This is a genomic window from Halarcobacter ebronensis (assembly GCF_013201825.1).
Lineage (GTDB): Bacteria > Campylobacterota > Campylobacteria > Campylobacterales > Arcobacteraceae > Halarcobacter > Halarcobacter ebronensis.
This window is the reverse complement of the sequence record NZ_CP053836.1, coordinates 247,728-263,801: the sequence shown is the minus strand read 5'-3', so window position 1 is coordinate 263,801 and position 16,074 is coordinate 247,728. Positions and strand designations below refer to the sequence as shown.

Genomic DNA, 16,074 nt, shown 5'->3' with positions numbered 1-16,074 from the left:
TTTTTCTCTTCTAACAAAATTCTATAAATTATCAAAAAGTTTTATTTTTACTTCTTATTTATCACATTAAATTACTTTAAAATTTCTTTCTAAAAACTATAATACATAAGAAAAAGTTATCAAAATAGGTACAATAATGAACATATGTTCATAACACAGAGCCCATAAAATGGACATATGTTCATCAACATAATAAATTTACAAATTTCGCAATTTTTGTACATATTTATTACATATTTTAATTTTAAGCTAAGTTTTGTTTCCCTAAACTTCCCCCAGACAAATTAGAGGTGTCTACTAATCTAAATAAATTTTAGGAGCAACCATGCTAGAAATTAGATGGCACAGCCGTGCTGGTCAAGGTGCAGTAACTGGTGCTAAAGGACTAGGTTCTGTTGTTGCTGAGACAGGTAAAGAAGTACAAGCTTTTGCATTCTACGGATCTGCAAAAAGAGGGGCATCAATGACTGCTTATAACAGAATTGATGATAAACAAATTATCAATCATGAGAAGTTTATGCACCCAAACTATGTCTTTATCTTAGACCCAGCTTTAGCATTTACAGACGATTTTACAGCACATGAGACTGAAAAAACGCAATACATTATTACAACTCACTTGAAAAAAGATGAGTTAATAGAGATGGTTCCAGCGTTGCAAGGAAGAGAAGATAGAACATTTATTTTAGACTGTTTAAAAATCTCTCAAGAGACTATTGGAAGACCAATTCCTAATACTCCAATGTTAGGTGCATTTATGAAAATAAGTGGAATGTTTGAACTTGAGTATTTTCAAAATGCGATGAAAAAAGTACTTAAAAAGCTGCCTCAAAAAGTAATCGATGCAAATATGATTGCTATACAAAGAGCTTATAACGAAGTACATTAGGAGATATAATGAGTAAATCTATAAAAGAGATGGGTTGGGACGAATTAGTTCCAGGAGCTGCACTATTTTCATTTAATGCAAATGTAGATTATCTAATGGCTGAAACTCAACCAGAAGATAGAATATATGCAGAAACAAACTCAAAAAATGCATATGTTGGAGATTGGAGAGTTTTTAAACCAGTTTGGAATAGTGAGCTTTGTATTGACTGTCAAAACTGTTGGTTGTTCTGTCCAGACACTGCAATTATTTCAAGAAATAAAGAGATGGTTGGAGTTGATTATGATCACTGTAAAGGGTGTGGAATCTGTGTAGAAGTTTGTCCAACAAATCCGAAATCATTATTAATGTTTAATGAAATAGAAAAAAATGAAGATGCACTTACAAAGTGGCCTGAGAAGAAAAAAAAGGGTGAAGAAGAATGAATAGAAAAGAGATGGAATTAAACAGCGTTGAAGTATGGGATGGAAATACCTGTAACGCACAAGCATTTAGACAAGCTAGTGTTGATGTAGTTGCTGCATACCCTATTACTCCTTCTACTAATACAGTTGAAAACTATGCAACATTTCATGCAAATGGATATGTTGATGGTGAGTTTATTATGGTTGAATCAGAACATGCTGCAATGTCTGCATGTGTTGGTGCAGCAGCAGCTGGAGGAAGAGTTGCAACAGCTACTTCATCGCAAGGTTGTGCTCTTATGGTTGAAGTTTTATACCAATGTGCTGGTATGAGATTACCTGCTGTTTTATGTTTAGTAAATAGAGCACTTGCAGCTCCACTAAATGTAAATGGTGACCATTCTGATATGTATTTAACAAGAGATGCAGGTTGGATTCAACTTGACTCTTTTAATGCACAAGAGGCTTATGATTTAACACTTATGTCATTTAAAATTGGAGAGCACAAAGATGTTAGACTTCCAGTTATCTCAAATCAAGATGGATTTTTAACTTCACACACAGCCCAAACAGTAAGACCCCTTCCAGATAAAGTTGCTTATGATTTTATTGGAGATTATGTACAAGTTAATGCAATGTTAGACTTTTCTAAACCAGTTACGCATGGAGTTCAAACAGAACATGACTGGCATTTTGAACACAAAGCAAAACAACATGCAGCTCTACAAGGTGCACTTCCAATAGTTGAAGAGATATTTAAAGAGTTCAAAAAGTTAACAGGAAGAGAGTACAACCTAGTTGAAACTCATAAAATGGATGATGCAGAAGTTGCAATAGTTTGTTTAGGAACTACTTATGAAACTGCAACAATTGCAGCTGATGAATTAAGAGAACAAGGGATTAAAGCTGGAGTTATAGCACCTAGACTATTTAGACCTTTTCCATTAGTTCAATTAGCTCAAAAATTACAAAATGTTAAAGCTCTTGCATGTATGGATAGATCTGCTCCTGGTGGAACTGTTGGGGCTTTATATAATGAAGTTGCTGGAGCTCTATTTAATACTCCTGCAAGACCAGTACTTAGAAACTTAATCTATGGGCTTGGTGGTAGAGATATTACTGTTAATGAATTAAAAGAGATATTTACTGATTTACAAAATGATGCAAAAAATGGTAAATTAACTGGAAAAATCCAAAGACTTCATGGAGTTAGAGGACCAGAATTAAGCTTTTATGAGCTGTAAGGAGAAAAAATGGGTGATCAAAAAGTAATTAAAAACTTAAAAACGTTTTCAACTTCGGCTGAAAGATTTGAGGGTTCTCACGTTTTATGTCCAGGGTGTGCGCACTCTATTATTGTAAGAGAGGTTTTAAATGCAACAAATGACAACCTTGTAGTTTCTGCTGCAACTGGTTGTTTAGAAGTTTGTACAGCTATTTATCCTCATACTTCATGGGACTGTTCTTGGATTCATATTGGATTTGAAAATGCTTCAACTGCAATTGCTGGAGCTGAAGCTATGAATAAGGCACTTAGAAACAAAGGAAGAATTAGTGCAGATACTCCACAACCAAAATTTGTTGCATTTGGTGGAGATGGTGCTACTTATGATATTGGTTTCCAATGGATCTCTGGATGTTTTGAAAGAGGTCACGATATGATGTATGTTTGTTTAGATAATGAAGTTTATGCAAACACAGGAGGACAAAGATCTTCTTCTACTCCTATTGGAGCATCAACAACAACTGCACCTGCTGGTTCAACATCTTACGGTGAAAAACAAGTAAAAAAAGATATGCTTCAAATTATGGCAGCTCATGGCTCACCTTATGTGGCACAAGTTGCTCCAAATAAATGGAAAGATATGGTTAAAAAAATCCAAACAGGATTTGCAACAAAAGGTCCTGTATTTATAAATGCAATGAGTGCATGTACAACAGAGTGGAAGTTTCAACCTCATCAAACAATTGAAGCTTCAGATTTAGCTGTTGATTCACTTGTATTTCCACTTTATGAGATAGTAAATGGAACTGAACTAAATATTACTTATAGACCAAAAAATATTGTTCCAGTTAGAGATTATTTAGCATTCCAACCTAGATTTAAACACCTTTTTAAACCAGAAAATGAACATATCATTGAAGAGTGGCAAAAAAGAGTTAATGAGAAATGGGAATATTTACAAAGAAGAGAAGAGGCAAGAGTATAAAAATTTCTCTTTTTTTATTGTAGTAGAGAGCTTTCTCCTCTCTACTATTTTCTAACATAAATACCAACTTTAATACCTAAAAATCCGTAAAATCCAAACAATAAACATTTTAACTTCAATTGTTACTATTTTGATATATAACTAAAGTATAATAAATAAAAAACTAATTCAATTTATATATTAATTAGTTATATATTAATTATTTATAATATAAATAATTAATATTTAATATAAATATGCTATACTTCGTCGAATTTTTAATAGCTCAAATAAAAAAATAATAAAAATCAAAAAATTATTTTCAAAGGTTTAAAATGATATCCAAATTTAAAGATGAACTTATTCTACTACTCTCAATCTTAATAATAATTCCTATTTTAACTTCTATAAATATTTTTGAACTGCTTTATGCTTTCTCAAGAGAGTATGAAAGATACCAAGTGGATGAACTTCTTATTATTGTATTGGCAATTTTAGTGTGCCTTTCAGTCTACTCTTTTAAAAAAACTTTTGATTTAAAAAAAACTAAAAATGTCTTATTCAACTACAGTGAAAAGGATATGTTGACAAGTTTGAAAAATAGAAATGCCTTTTTCAAAATTCCGGAAGAGAATAAAAAATATTTGGTACTTATAAATATTATAGACTTTACAATTTTTAATAAACATTTAGGTTTTAAAAAAGCGGATCAACTACTAAAAAAAGCAGCAATAACTTTAAATAAAATACTTGAAAAGGAGATAGGGGAAGAGTTATACAGAATCTATGGTGATGAATTTGCTTTTTATTGTGATTGTGAAAATATTGAAAAGGTTTTAGAATCAATTAAAAATAGATTTGAGAAGAGGCTATTTGGTATTGAAGGCTATAAATTTTATATTCACTTAAATCTAGCATACTCTTCTACAAGCCCAAAATATTTAACTTCTTGTGAAGCTCTTTTATCAACAAGAAAATCAATTGTAAAGAGTATAAAAGAGTATAGCAAAGATAATGAAATATCTTGCAATAATTCCCTTGATATGTTAAACACTATTAGAATCTCTTTAGAAAATAGTCAAGTGATCCCTGTATATCAAGGAATATATGACAATAACTCAAATACTACATACAAATACGAGACATTAGCCAGAATTAAAAAAGATGGAAAACTAATCTCTCCTTATGAGTTTATTGATATCTCAAAAAGATTTAAACTTTACCATAAAATTACACACAGAATAATAGAGAATGCCTTTGATGATTTTAAAGATTCACAATGTGAGTTTTCAATAAATCTTTCATATATTGATATAGTTAATGAAAATACTTGTAACTTTATCTTTTCTATGTTGAAAAAAAATCCTCAAATTGCAAAAAGATTAACTATAGAGTTTCTTGAAACTGAAAATATATCTGATTATGATTTATTAATTGAATTTACAAAAAAAATAAAAGAGTATGGAACAAAAGTTGCTTTAGATGATTTTGGAGCTGGATACTCAAACTGGAATAATATAATAAAACTCAAACCAAACTATATTAAAATAGATGGAAGTATTATCCAAAATCTAATTGGAAATGATAAAAACATAAACTTTATAAAACTAATTGTTGAATTTTCAAAAATGAATGAGATAAAAACAATTGCTGAGTATGTTGATTCACAAGAGTTGGCAAATCTTATAAAAGAGCTTAAAATTGACTATTCGCAAGGATTTTTATTTGCTCAACCGCAAGAGAGAGCACTTATAAAACTATAAAATAGTTTTTGTATATTTGCTACCCATAATTTAAGTAAAATTTGTATTACAATTTTGTTATACTAATAAAAAACAGGGAAAACAATGGGTATATTCGATATCTCTACACAACAAAAATCATATAAAATAGAAAAAAAAGATGAAGTTGTAAAACTTCTAAAAGAGAAACTTTCTACTTTTTCTAAAGAGACAGAATCTACAAAATCTCAACTAATATTTAGAAAATTTAAACCCTCAAATCTATATTTGTATTACGATTTAATTGTTGATATAAAAGCAGAAAAAGAGTCTTTTACTTTAAGTTTTGAAGGAGAACTTCAAAATGTTTGGATTCTAGTAGTTTTAATAGTTCTTGGTATACTTTTTACCTATGGCTTTGGTTTGATAATTGTTGTACTTTTTACATTTTTACAAAAAAAAGTTGCAACCAAATATATTGAATCTACTTTCGAAGAGATTAAAAAAGAGATAAATAAGGAATAAAACTTGCATACTTGATAACAAGGATGCGCGAATGGATTTATATCAAAAAGCTTACGATTGGGCTAAAACATACAAATTTGAATCAATCGAAATTGAGTATGCTACAAAATTAGCACTAAAAATGTTGGATGATTCATGTAAAATGACTCACGAAGATAGAAAAATATTTTTTTATGTCTATGATGCTATTTGCGATAGAACTGACATTAAACTAGAGGACGATATCAATAAACTTGTTCTTTTAGCACGAGACAGAGAGACTATCTTTTCAAAACCCCAATATGCTAATATTGTGCATGCTTGTAGAGTTGAAGTAATACCTTCTATGCTTAAAGTTCATATGAAGGCATTTAAACATATGGTTAGAAAAAATTTAAATCTTTTATAAACTAAAAGATTTTTTCTAACTCTTTATTATTTAACTACAAAACCAATTTAAGCCTTTAAAATAAGAATTTAGCTAAAATCACAAAAAATATTCAAGGATTAATTATGCCACTACTAGACAGTTTTAGAGTTGACCACACAATTATGCCTGCACCTGCTGTTAGGGTTGCAAAAACTATGAAGTCTCCTTCAGGGGATACTATTACAGTATTTGATTTAAGATTTTGTGTTCCAAATAAAGAGATTATGAAAGAGAGAGGTATTCACACTTTAGAACACCTTTTTGCAGGATTTATGAGAAACCATTTAAACTCAAAAGATGTTGAGATTATTGATATTTCACCAATGGGTTGCAGAACAGGTTTTTATATGAGCCTTTTAGGAGCACCAAAAGAAGAGAACGTTGCAAAAGCTTGGAAAGACTCTATGGAAGACGTGCTAAATGTACAATCACAAAATGATATTCCTGAATTAAATATTTTTCAATGTGGAACTTGTAATATGCACTCATTAGATGAGGCACAAGAGATTGCAAAAAATATTCTAAGTAAAGATATTGGTGTTATGTCAAATGAAAAATTATACCTATCTGATGAAAAGTTAAATAGCTTAGGTTGCTAATTGACACAAAAATTAAATCTTTTCAGAGGGTTATTTCAACCCTTTGAAAATATCTCGATTTTATACTATAAAACAACAATTACTACCATTAAGAGAAGTAATTTACAATGAAAGAGTTTATAAAAACTATTGATGGCTCTAACACGCTATTTTCTACAAAATATAATCAACATTTCCATGATTTAAAAACAGGGGCTATCCAAGAAGCATTTACAAAACATATAATTCCAAGTTTAAAATACCATAAAAATAAAAAAAATTTAAAAATACTTGATATCTGTTTTGGTATTGGATATAACACTCTAAGCACAATCTATTATTTACAAAAGAATAATATTGAGATTAATCTTGAAATATTCTCTCCAGAGTTTGATTTAGAATTAATTGAATCTTTAAAAGATTTTGAATATCCAGAAGAATTTAAAGAGTTAAAATCTATTATTGAAGAACTTTCAAAAAATAAAAAATATCAAAAAAATAAGCTAAAAATCGAACTTTTTATTGGTGATGCTAGAGAATATATTAAAACTTTAAAAGAGATAGATATAGTCTATCAAGATGCTTTTAGCTCTGAAGTAAATAGTGAACTTTGGAGTGTAGAGTATTTTAAAGATATTTTTGAAGCAACAAAAGATGATTGTATAGTAACCACCTACTCTATTGCCACAAATGTAAGACTTTCACTATATGAAGCTGGTTTTGAAATATATGAGATAAATCCAAATGGAAATAGAAAACAAACCTTTGCCATAAAACAAAAAAAAGAGTTAAAGGCTAAATATATAGATATGGAATTAAAAAAACAAAGGAATAAAGAGGCAAAAGCTATCTATGATAAGCTTTAATATCTTTTAACTGTTTGACTCTTCAACTATATTGTCAAGAATATATTTTTCTAAATCTTTTTTAGATACTTCACTTTTAATAGCTTTTAGATATATCTCTTCAATCTTTTTATTATATTCGTCATAAGGAAAATATGGAAATCTAAGAGCCCAAGATCTTTTTATCTGTTTGTATGTAATTTCATCTCTCATTTTAGATCTAAAGAAATTAAATCCCATAAAAATAACTGCTGTAATAACCATAGCTCCCAAAATAGATATATGTGGGTCAATATTTGCCAAGGGTTTGTGAGTTATTGCAGAAAGTGGTATCAAAATTAAAAGCACAATTCCTATATAAACTAAATATGCTCTGCCAAGTTTTAGTCTAAATCCAAGCTTTGCAGGGTCAACATGCATTCCTTCATTATATTGTCTATTAGCTTCTAACAAATCTCTTAAGAGGATAGGTTGTTTTGATAAAATATAGATGTAATCTAAAATTTTCTCTTTAATGCTTTTTTCTTTTGTCATAACTCTTCCTACTGTTTAATGAATCATATTTTATCTAATTAATAGTAAAATTACTCAAATCAAGGTTGAGAAATTTTATGAAATATTTGTGGCTTACTCTATTTTTTGCTGTTTTTATCTGGTCAGGGATCAATCCAAAGGATTATTTTACTTGGATTTTAGAGGTTTTCCCTGCAATAATTGGTCTTTTTGTATTGGCTTTGACCTATAATAGTTTTAGACTAACTACTTTGCTTTATGCCCTTATTTTAATACACTGTATTATTCTAATGATTGGTGGTCACTACACCTATGCAGAGGTACCCCTTTTTGATACGATTAAAGAGCTATTTCACCAAAGTAGAAACAACTATGATAAGATTGGACATTTAGCTCAAGGATTTATTCCAGCTATGATAGCTAGGGAGATTGTTATTAGAAAAAATATAATTTTGTATCCAAAATGGAGAGCTTTTTTTATAATCTGCTTTTGTTTAGCTCTATCAGCTTTTTATGAATTAATTGAGTGGTGGGTAGCCATTCTAAGTGGACAAGGAGCAAGTGCTTTTTTAGGAACACAAGGAGATATTTGGGATACACAAAGTGATATGCTTATGGCACTAATAGGAGCTATTTTAGCCTTAGTTTTATTAAGTAAAATTCATAATAAGCAATTAAAAGTTTTTATAGAAAAGTAAAATCCAAGAAATTGCTAGTTTTAGTTTAGTTCAAGGCGAACAAGAAAATTTAGGGAGGAGTTTACATATAGTAAATAACTCTCTAAATTTTTGAAGTTTAACGAAGAAATAAGCTAAAAATAACAATTTCTTCTAGATGTTGTAGTAGTTGGCTTTGTGATGTGGCACTATTATGGCGCAAGTACTCTGTTCTGGATCAATTTGGAAAGTCTCACTTAGAGTTATTCCAAACTCTTCAGGTTTTAATAAATCAAAAATATCTTTGCTTAATTCTAACTCTGGACAAGCAGCGTATCCTGGAGAGTATCTACACCCTACATATTGTTTCATCTGTACATCATTTAGCGTATGTCCTTCTTTTGGAACAATATCCAAATCAAGTCTTACTTGTTTATGAATCACCTCAGCCAAAGCTTCAGCTAGCTCAACTCCTAATCCATGAACTTGATAATATTCCGTAAATTTACTCTCTTTATAAAGCTTAGCTTCATAAGGGCTTAATTTTACTCCTGCACTTGCAAGTGAAAAGGCAACCACATCAAGTCTATTATTCGCAAAGAAATCAGCAATACATCTATGTGGTTTTCTTTTTTGCCTTGGGAACTCAAAAACTTTTATTGCTTTTTCCAAAGGTGGTACTTTTTTTGCCTCTTCAAGGGAATGAAAAGCATACTCTTCACTAAAAATATAAAGCTTATTCTCTTTTGCAATACAAGGGAAATATGCATATATTGCTATTGGAGCAAACAAACCTTTAGAAATAAACTGCTCTTTTAGTTTTTCATATAGCGGCTCAACTACCTCTTTTTCATGTTTTAAAAACTCTTCACTAGATTGTTTTGCTCTTTTATATCCCCATCTTTGTCTAAATAAAACCCTATGATTTATCCATTTAAAACTAAGCTCTTTATTTATCATATTTTTATTTTGTGCAACTCTTCCCCAAAGAGGAGGAAAAGTAAAAGTAGACTCTTCAGGAAGTTCAACATCAGACTCTTTTACAATAATCTCTTGCTCTTCATTTTTTGCTATTGCATCTTCATCTATTAAATCTGCTGCTAAAGTGGTGTTATCTAACTCGCCACTTTCAATTCTTTGCATAGATACAACACCATCAAAAGCATCTCTACAATAGAAAATTGGACCATCATAGATAGGTCTGCAATAATCATTTACAAAACTTTTTGTAAGGGCAGCTCCTCCTAAAAGTACAGGAATATCTATTCCTTGTTTTTGAAGCTCTTCAAGATTGTCTTTCATTACAGCGGTACTTTTTACAAGCAATCCACTCATTCCAATTGCTTGGGCTTTATGCTCTTTTACAGCAATTATAAAGTCATTTAGATCAGCTTTTATTCCAATATTTATTACTTTGAAACCATTATTTGAAAGAATAATATCCACAAGGTTTTTACCAACATCATGAACATCTCCTTTTACAGTTCCTAATACAAGTACGGTTTCACTTGCTTTTTCCTCTTTTGGTAAATATGGATTTAAAGCATCAACTGTTGCTTTCATAGTCTCAGCACTTTGAAGTACAAAAGGAAGTTGCATTTGACCACTTCCAAAAAGTTCTCCTATTACTTTCATTCCATCAATAAGCCATTCATTAACTATTATCTCAGGGTTAACACTATGTCTAAGCTCTTCAACAAGGGGAAGCATTCTCTCTTTATCCCCATCTAAAAGAAGTTTTTTTACCTTATCTATTGACTCCAACTTCTCATACTCTTCATCACTTTTGTCTTCTTGCGACTCCACATTTGAAAAGTGATCAATAAAAGCAAAAAGTGGGTCACCATTTTCATGGTTATTAAAAATTAGATTATCACAAGCTTTTCTATCTTCATCACTTATTTTATTTAGTGGCAAAATATGTTTTACATTTACAATAGCACTTGTAAGCCCTGCTTTTACACAGTGATCAAGATAGATTGAGTTTAAATATATTCTTGCATTTATTGATAATCCAAAAGAGATATTTGATAGTCCTAAAGTGGTACCCACTTCTGGATGACGCAGTTGAAACTCTCTGATTGCTTCAAGGGTTTCCATTCCTGCTGTTCTATACTCATCATCCCCTGAACCAATAGTAAACGTAAGCATATCAAAAACTAAATCATCTGGATTAAAGCCATGTCTATTTACACATAAATCATAGATTCTTTCTGCAACTTCAAGTTTTCTATTCTTTGTTTTTGCCATTCCAACTTCATCAATAACTAAACAAACAAGTGCTGCACCAAACTTTTTGGCTAAATTACAAACTGCATCAAATTTCTCTTCCCCATCTTCAAGATTAACTGAGTTAATTATTGGTCTTCCACCAATCTGTTTTAAAGCCTCTTCAAGAGCTGGAAGTTGCGTTGAGTCTGGCATAAGTGGAAGTGCAACTTTTTGAGAATATAAAGATACAACTTTATTCATATCTTCTCTTTCATCACGTCCAGCAAATCCGACAGAAACATCAATTACATGTGCTCCTGCTCTTACTTGTTGTTGACCAACAGATAATGTTCCCTCATAATCATTTGCTTTTAGAAGTTCTCTAAAGGCTTTACTTCCTGTTGCATTAGATCTCTCCCCTATTAGAAGCGGTGCTGGATCTTGTTTTAGGGGAACTACATTAAACAGTGATGCCAATGAAGCTTTTAAAAAGCCACTTGGTTTTTTTGGTTTTATCTTTGAAGCCTCTTTTGCCAAAGCTTCAATGTGTGCTGGTGTTGTTCCACAACAACCACCTAAAAAAGAGACTCCATTAAACTCTAAAAACTCAATACTAAGCTCGGTAAACTCTTTTGGCTGCATTGGATAATAAGTTACTCCACCTCTATTTTGAGGAAGACCTGCATTTGAGTGAACTGATATCGGGAATCTGCAAACTTCACTTAGAGCTTTTACATGTTTATGTACCTGTTTTGGTCCTGTTCCACAGTTAAACCCTAAAGATAAAATATTAAAAGGAGCCATAATAGCTGCAATTGTCATTGCATCTGTCCCAATAAGCATTGTTCCACTTAACTCAATGGTTACAGAAACCATAATAGGAGTTTGTGGAGAAACCTCTTTTAAAGCATGAAGTGCAGCTTTTATTTGAAGAGGATCTTGGCAAGTCTCAAGTAAGAAGATGTCACATCCTCCATCAACAAGACCTTGAGCCATAATCTTATACCCTTCAAACATCTCATCATAAGTTATATGTCCAAGACTAGGAAGTTTTGTTCCAGGACCAATTGAACCTAAAACAAATCTAGGTTTCTCTTTAGTACTAAACTTCTCACAACTTTTTTTTACAAGTTGTGCACCCAGTTTTGAAAGCTCATAAGAGGTTTTTGCTATTCCATACTCTTCTAATACCCAAGGCATAGAACCAAAAGTATTTGTAGTGATTAAATCAGCCCCTGCAATAGCATAAGCATCATGAATTCCCTCTAAGATATTTGGTGCAGTTAAGTTTAATAATTCATTACACCCTTCTAAATCTTTACCTTCATATTGCCAAGATTCATTTTTAATATCTGCAATTTGAAGTTGGGTTCCCATTGCACCATCTATAATTAAGACTCTATTTTCTATTATTTCTTTTATTTTTTCAATCATATAAGTATCTATATTCCCTATAAAATAAGTATTGTTTATTATTTAGTTAAGCAAAGAGTATATTAAAAAGCTCTTTAAAATCTTGTAAAAACAAAAAACTATATTTTTTGTAAAATAACTCTAATGACACTTGCTTCACCTTGATGGCCTTTTCCTTCGTCTAACTTGGTAATTAGCTCTTCAAGCTTAAGTTTTTTACAATATAAAAATCTATTCAAAAAATCTTCTATGGTATATAGTAAATCAATATCTTTTGGACCACCACTGTTGTAAGATAACTGTTTAGTAGAAAAAAACTCTCCTATAAAATAACCTCCCTCTTCTAAAGTATCTTCAATTTTTTTAAATAGAACATCCCTATCACTTTTATGCATATGAAGATAAGAAGCTACGATTGAACCATACGCCTTATTTGGCTCCCATTCATTTAAATCTATACATTTTGTTTTTACATGAACACTCTCAAAAGATGCAAACTCTTGAAGTTTTTTAAGTGCTATGTCAGAGGCATCAAGTGCCATCACATCAAAACCCTTCTTTGCAAAAAAAATTGCATTTCTACCTTCTCCCTCACCTAAACATAAAAAAGCTTTTTCTCTATTAAAGAGGTGGGAACAAGACTCTATAAAAGCATTTGGTTTTTTCCCGTAAAGATATCCTTGTCTTGAAAATTTTTCATTCCAAAAGTGTTGTTGACTCATTAACTCTCCTAATTTTTTATTTTAATATTTTTTTGTTGATTAAATATTTTATTATACAATTAATAAATGCAACTAAGTTGCATATAATTTTTCTTGCAGTAATATTCAAACGCAACTTAGTTGCAATATATATTAAAAGGAACATATATGAAATACATAATTTCAATTCTTCTTCTTTCTACATTCTTATTCGCAAAAATAGATATTGTAGTTAGTATTTTACCTCAAAAAACATTTGTTGAAAAAATTGGAGGGGATAAAGTTACAGTTACTGCTATGGTTAAGCCAGGAAGTGATCCCCACTCTTACGAACCAAAACCTTCTCAAATGAAGGCAATAACAAAAGCTCAACTTTATTTTCCAATCAAAATAGAGTTTGAAAATGCTTGGTTAGATAAATTTGCTAATCAAAATTCAACTATGCAGTTTATTGATATGACTAAAGGTATAGAATTTTTAAAAATGCCTGCACATCACCACCATCATCATGAAACAAGTGAAGTTGATTTGCCATACGAATGGGCTGGACTTTTTGATTTAAAAAAAGGTGTTTACTCTTGGAGTTTTTCTAAAGTTGAAGGTAAATATGCCGAACCTAGTATGAAATTTTTAATAAAAAAAGCTTCAAAAGATACTTCAACTATTGAACAATATGAAGAGGAAGCAAAAAAAGAGTTCTCTTCACCAAATATCACTGAAGTAGAAGATAACTATAAATTAAATCCAAATAGTTTTTATGAATTAAATTTTGATAAAAACAAAGAGGTATCAACATTTAAAATTGATATTAAAGAAGATGGAAAATATCTATTTTTTACAGAGCATATGCCAACAGAGTTTGAAGGACACGAACACTTTTTTAAAGACATTAACAAGAATGATATAGAAGCTTCATTAACACATCCAGAAGAGAGTGAACATGAGCACCATCATCATGGAGAGTTTGATCCACACACTTGGACTAGCCCAGCAAATGTAAAAATTATGGCTAAAAATATTTTTGATGCTTTAGTTAAAGTTGATGGGAAAAATAAAAAATATTATGAAACAAACTATAAAACATTTTTAGCTGAGATTGATAAAACTGATTCTACTATTAGAAAAATATTATCAAATATTCCTAAAAAATCTAAATTTATGGTTTTTCATCCTTCTTGGGGATATTTTGCTAGAGATTATGATTTAGTTCAATTTCCTATTGAAGTTGAAGGGAAAGAACCAAAGCCAAAAATGCTTGAAAAAATAATAGATGAAGCAAAAGAGGAGAATGTAAAAGCAATTTTTGCACAAGAAGAGTTTTCTGATAAAAGTGCAAAAGCAATTGCAAGTGAACTTAATATTAAAGTTATAAAAGAGACTCCTTTATCTGCAAATTGGTCTGAAAATCTAATAAAAATGGCTAAAGCAATTGATAACATCAACTAATGTTCTAACCATAAACAACCTTTTTTTCAAATATGAAAAAGAGGTTGTTTTAGAAAATATAAATTTGGAAATTAAAAAAAATGAGTTTCTAACAATTCTTGGACCAAATGGTGGAGGGAAAAGTACTCTTCTTAAAATAATTTTAGGAATAAACCCTTTGCAAAAAGGGAAAATTGAGATTTTTGGAAACCCCTATTTAAATGAATTACAAAATATTGGTTATGTCCCACAAAATACAAATATAAACATTGACTTTCCTATAAAAGTTTTAGAAGTTGTAATGATGGGACAAAACTCCTTTAAAAAAAGACTCTTTGGGTATAAAAAAGATGAAAAAAGAAATGCTTTAGATGCTTTAGAAAAAGTAGGTATGAAGGATTTCTTTAATTATAAAATCTCTAACTTATCAGGAGGGCAGAGGCAAAGGGTTCTTATTGCACGAGCTCTATTTTCAAATCCATCTATTTTATTACTTGATGAACCTACATCAAATATCGATTTACAAGGCTGTGAACAGATCTATAGTGTACTTAAAGAACTCTCCCAAGAGATAACTATAATTGTTGTAAGCCATGATATTTCAATTGTCTTAAAATATGCAACAAAAGCAGTATATATAAATAAAAAACTTACTTTTCATGATTTAAGTAGAATGAAAAGTGAATTTCAAAATATCAATTCTCATATATGTGAAATTGAACTTTTAGAGATGTTAGGGAAATGCAAATGTTAGAATCTTTATCTTATACTTTTATGCAAAATGCCCTTATATCAGGAGTATTAATTGGTATTATCTCAGGAATTATTGGTTCACTAATTGTAGTGAATAAAATGGTATTTTTATCAGGAGGCATAGCCCATAGTGCCTATGGAGGAATTGGCATAGCAATATTTTTTGGCTTACCTATTTTACTCTGCACTTCTATATTTTCTATATTTATTACAATCATTATTGCAATTTTAAGCTATAAGCAAAGAGGTAATTTAGATGTTATCATTGGTCTAACATGGGCACTTGGTATGTCATTTGGTATATTGCTTGTAGATTTAACTCCTGGATATAATACAGATTTAATGAGTTATTTATTTGGTTCTTTATTAGCAGTTTCAAATGATGATATTATTTTTATGATTACACTTTTAGTATTCGTTTTATTAACTATATCAGTACTTTATAGAGATATATTAAGTGTATCCTATGACAGCGAATACGCAACGTTAAGAGGGGTTAAAAGTAGATTAATTTATACACTAATACTCATTTTATCATCCCTTACAATTGTTATTTCAATAAAAATCGTTGGTTTGATTTTAGTTATTGCTCTGCTTACAATTCCTATTTATATTGCACAGAAATTTGCAAACTCACTATTTTCAATGATGCTTATATCAATATTTTTATCTCTGTCTTTTATAATAATTGGATTATATATCTCTTATACTTATGATTTAAGCTCTGGTCCATCTATAATACTGGTTGGTTCAATAGTACTTTTTTTTGTTTTTATTTATAAATCTTTGACAAAAAAATAGTATTTAATTATATTATTTAATATAAGGTTACATTTGCCATG

The 16,074-nt window shown here is 30.2% G+C and carries 16 protein-coding genes; 13 read left to right on the top strand and 3 right to left on the bottom strand.

Going from position 1 to position 16,074, the window contains the following annotated elements:
* Positions 1-325 precede the first annotated feature (325 nt).
* From AEBR_RS01395 to AEBR_RS01355, 9 genes are all read left to right on the top strand, one after another.
* Entirely contained in the window at positions 326-889 is a 564-nt protein-coding gene (locus AEBR_RS01395) for a pyruvate flavodoxin oxidoreductase subunit gamma (protein WP_129086139.1), read from the top strand.
* 8 nt (positions 890-897) lie between these two features.
* Complete coding sequence (locus AEBR_RS01390; RefSeq protein ID WP_172658833.1) at positions 898-1,314, top strand: 4Fe-4S dicluster-binding protein; 417 nt, start codon at positions 898-900, stop codon at positions 1,312-1,314.
* Positions 1,311-2,537: a 2-oxoacid:ferredoxin oxidoreductase subunit alpha gene (locus tag AEBR_RS01385; protein ID WP_129086138.1), complete on the top strand. Its 1,227-nt coding sequence runs from the start codon at positions 1,311-1,313 to the stop codon at positions 2,535-2,537. The genes AEBR_RS01390 and AEBR_RS01385 overlap by 4 nt, the downstream gene beginning before the upstream one ends.
* Positions 2,538-2,546: 9 nt before the next feature.
* Positions 2,547-3,503 (top strand): thiamine pyrophosphate-dependent enzyme, encoded by a 957-nt coding sequence (locus tag AEBR_RS01380; protein ID WP_129086137.1) that lies wholly within the window; start codon positions 2,547-2,549, stop codon positions 3,501-3,503.
* Positions 3,504-3,817: 314 nt separating this feature from the next.
* The gene (locus tag AEBR_RS01375) at positions 3,818-5,245 is read left to right on the top strand and encodes an EAL domain-containing protein (protein ID WP_129086136.1); all 1,428 of its coding nucleotides are present in this window, start codon (positions 3,818-3,820) and stop codon (positions 5,243-5,245) included.
* 84 nt (positions 5,246-5,329) lie between these two features.
* On the top strand, positions 5,330-5,728 hold the full coding sequence (locus AEBR_RS01370) for a hypothetical protein (protein ID WP_129086135.1): 399 nt from the start codon (positions 5,330-5,332) through the stop codon (positions 5,726-5,728).
* 31 nt (positions 5,729-5,759) lie between these two features.
* Positions 5,760-6,116: a hypothetical protein gene (locus AEBR_RS01365; protein ID WP_129086134.1), complete on the top strand. Its 357-nt coding sequence runs from the start codon at positions 5,760-5,762 to the stop codon at positions 6,114-6,116.
* Positions 6,117-6,220: 104 nt separating this feature from the next.
* Positions 6,221-6,736: an S-ribosylhomocysteine lyase gene (luxS, locus tag AEBR_RS01360; protein ID WP_129086133.1), complete on the top strand. Its 516-nt coding sequence runs from the start codon at positions 6,221-6,223 to the stop codon at positions 6,734-6,736.
* 107 nt (positions 6,737-6,843) lie between these two features.
* Positions 6,844-7,581: a tRNA (5-methylaminomethyl-2-thiouridine)(34)-methyltransferase MnmD gene (locus AEBR_RS01355; RefSeq protein WP_129086132.1), complete on the top strand. Its 738-nt coding sequence runs from the start codon at positions 6,844-6,846 to the stop codon at positions 7,579-7,581.
* A 6-nt stretch (positions 7,582-7,587) separates the two neighbouring features.
* On the opposite strand, the gene AEBR_RS01350 is transcribed toward AEBR_RS01355, so the two are convergent.
* On the bottom strand, positions 7,588-8,094 hold the full coding sequence (locus AEBR_RS01350) for a hypothetical protein (protein WP_128981393.1): 507 nt from the start codon (positions 8,092-8,094) through the stop codon (positions 7,588-7,590).
* A gap of 77 nt (positions 8,095-8,171) precedes the next feature.
* Here AEBR_RS01350 and AEBR_RS01345 point away from each other — a divergent pair, with 77 nt between their 5' ends.
* A complete protein-coding gene (locus tag AEBR_RS01345; RefSeq protein ID WP_129086131.1) occupies positions 8,172-8,771 on the top strand; it encodes a DUF2238 domain-containing protein in 600 nt (199 codons plus the stop codon).
* A gap of 132 nt (positions 8,772-8,903) precedes the next feature.
* Here AEBR_RS01345 and metH read toward each other — a convergent pair whose 3' ends face one another.
* A complete protein-coding gene (metH, locus tag AEBR_RS01340) occupies positions 8,904-12,374 on the bottom strand; it encodes a methionine synthase (protein WP_129086130.1) in 3,471 nt (1,156 codons plus the stop codon).
* A gap of 98 nt (positions 12,375-12,472) precedes the next feature.
* On the bottom strand, positions 12,473-13,075 hold the full coding sequence (locus tag AEBR_RS01335; RefSeq protein ID WP_129086129.1) for a class I SAM-dependent methyltransferase: 603 nt from the start codon (positions 13,073-13,075) through the stop codon (positions 12,473-12,475).
* Between the two features lie 147 nt (positions 13,076-13,222).
* Here AEBR_RS01335 and AEBR_RS01330 point away from each other — a divergent pair, with 147 nt between their 5' ends.
* The 3 genes from AEBR_RS01330 to AEBR_RS01320 are packed head-to-tail and all read left to right on the top strand — an operon-like array spanning position 13,223 to position 16,033.
* Positions 13,223-14,500 carry a metal ABC transporter solute-binding protein, Zn/Mn family gene (locus tag AEBR_RS01330; RefSeq protein WP_129086128.1) on the top strand — a complete coding sequence of 426 codons (1,278 nt, stop codon included), beginning with the start codon at positions 13,223-13,225 and terminating at the stop codon, positions 14,498-14,500.
* On the top strand, positions 14,484-15,233 hold the full coding sequence (locus AEBR_RS01325; RefSeq protein ID WP_228712126.1) for a metal ABC transporter ATP-binding protein: 750 nt from the start codon (positions 14,484-14,486) through the stop codon (positions 15,231-15,233). Before AEBR_RS01330 ends, AEBR_RS01325 begins: the two co-directional genes overlap by 17 nt.
* On the top strand, positions 15,227-16,033 hold the full coding sequence (locus AEBR_RS01320; RefSeq protein WP_129086127.1) for a metal ABC transporter permease: 807 nt from the start codon (positions 15,227-15,229) through the stop codon (positions 16,031-16,033). The genes AEBR_RS01325 and AEBR_RS01320 overlap by 7 nt, the downstream gene beginning before the upstream one ends.
* The last annotated feature ends 41 nt before the right edge of the window (positions 16,034-16,074 follow it).

Coding starts and splice junctions, on each gene's coding strand:
- AEBR_RS01395 (WP_129086139.1), top strand. CDS start 326: ATGCTAGAAATTAGATGGCACAGCCGTGCTGGTCAAGGTGCAGTAACT.
- AEBR_RS01390 (WP_172658833.1), top strand. CDS start 898: ATGAGTAAATCTATAAAAGAGATGGGTTGGGACGAATTAGTTCCAGGA.
- AEBR_RS01385 (WP_129086138.1), top strand. CDS start 1,311: ATGAATAGAAAAGAGATGGAATTAAACAGCGTTGAAGTATGGGATGGA.
- AEBR_RS01380 (WP_129086137.1), top strand. CDS start 2,547: ATGGGTGATCAAAAAGTAATTAAAAACTTAAAAACGTTTTCAACTTCG.
- AEBR_RS01375 (WP_129086136.1), top strand. CDS start 3,818: ATGATATCCAAATTTAAAGATGAACTTATTCTACTACTCTCAATCTTA.
- AEBR_RS01370 (WP_129086135.1), top strand. CDS start 5,330: ATGGGTATATTCGATATCTCTACACAACAAAAATCATATAAAATAGAA.
- AEBR_RS01365 (WP_129086134.1), top strand. CDS start 5,760: ATGGATTTATATCAAAAAGCTTACGATTGGGCTAAAACATACAAATTT.
- luxS (WP_129086133.1), top strand. CDS start 6,221: ATGCCACTACTAGACAGTTTTAGAGTTGACCACACAATTATGCCTGCA.
- AEBR_RS01355 (WP_129086132.1), top strand. CDS start 6,844: ATGAAAGAGTTTATAAAAACTATTGATGGCTCTAACACGCTATTTTCT.
- AEBR_RS01350 (WP_128981393.1), bottom strand. CDS start 8,094: ATGACAAAAGAAAAAAGCATTAAAGAGAAAATTTTAGATTACATCTAT.
- AEBR_RS01345 (WP_129086131.1), top strand. CDS start 8,172: ATGAAATATTTGTGGCTTACTCTATTTTTTGCTGTTTTTATCTGGTCA.
- metH (WP_129086130.1), bottom strand. CDS start 12,374: ATGATTGAAAAAATAAAAGAAATAATAGAAAATAGAGTCTTAATTATA.
- AEBR_RS01335 (WP_129086129.1), bottom strand. CDS start 13,075: ATGAGTCAACAACACTTTTGGAATGAAAAATTTTCAAGACAAGGATAT.
- AEBR_RS01330 (WP_129086128.1), top strand. CDS start 13,223: ATGAAATACATAATTTCAATTCTTCTTCTTTCTACATTCTTATTCGCA.
- AEBR_RS01320 (WP_129086127.1), top strand. CDS start 15,227: ATGTTAGAATCTTTATCTTATACTTTTATGCAAAATGCCCTTATATCA.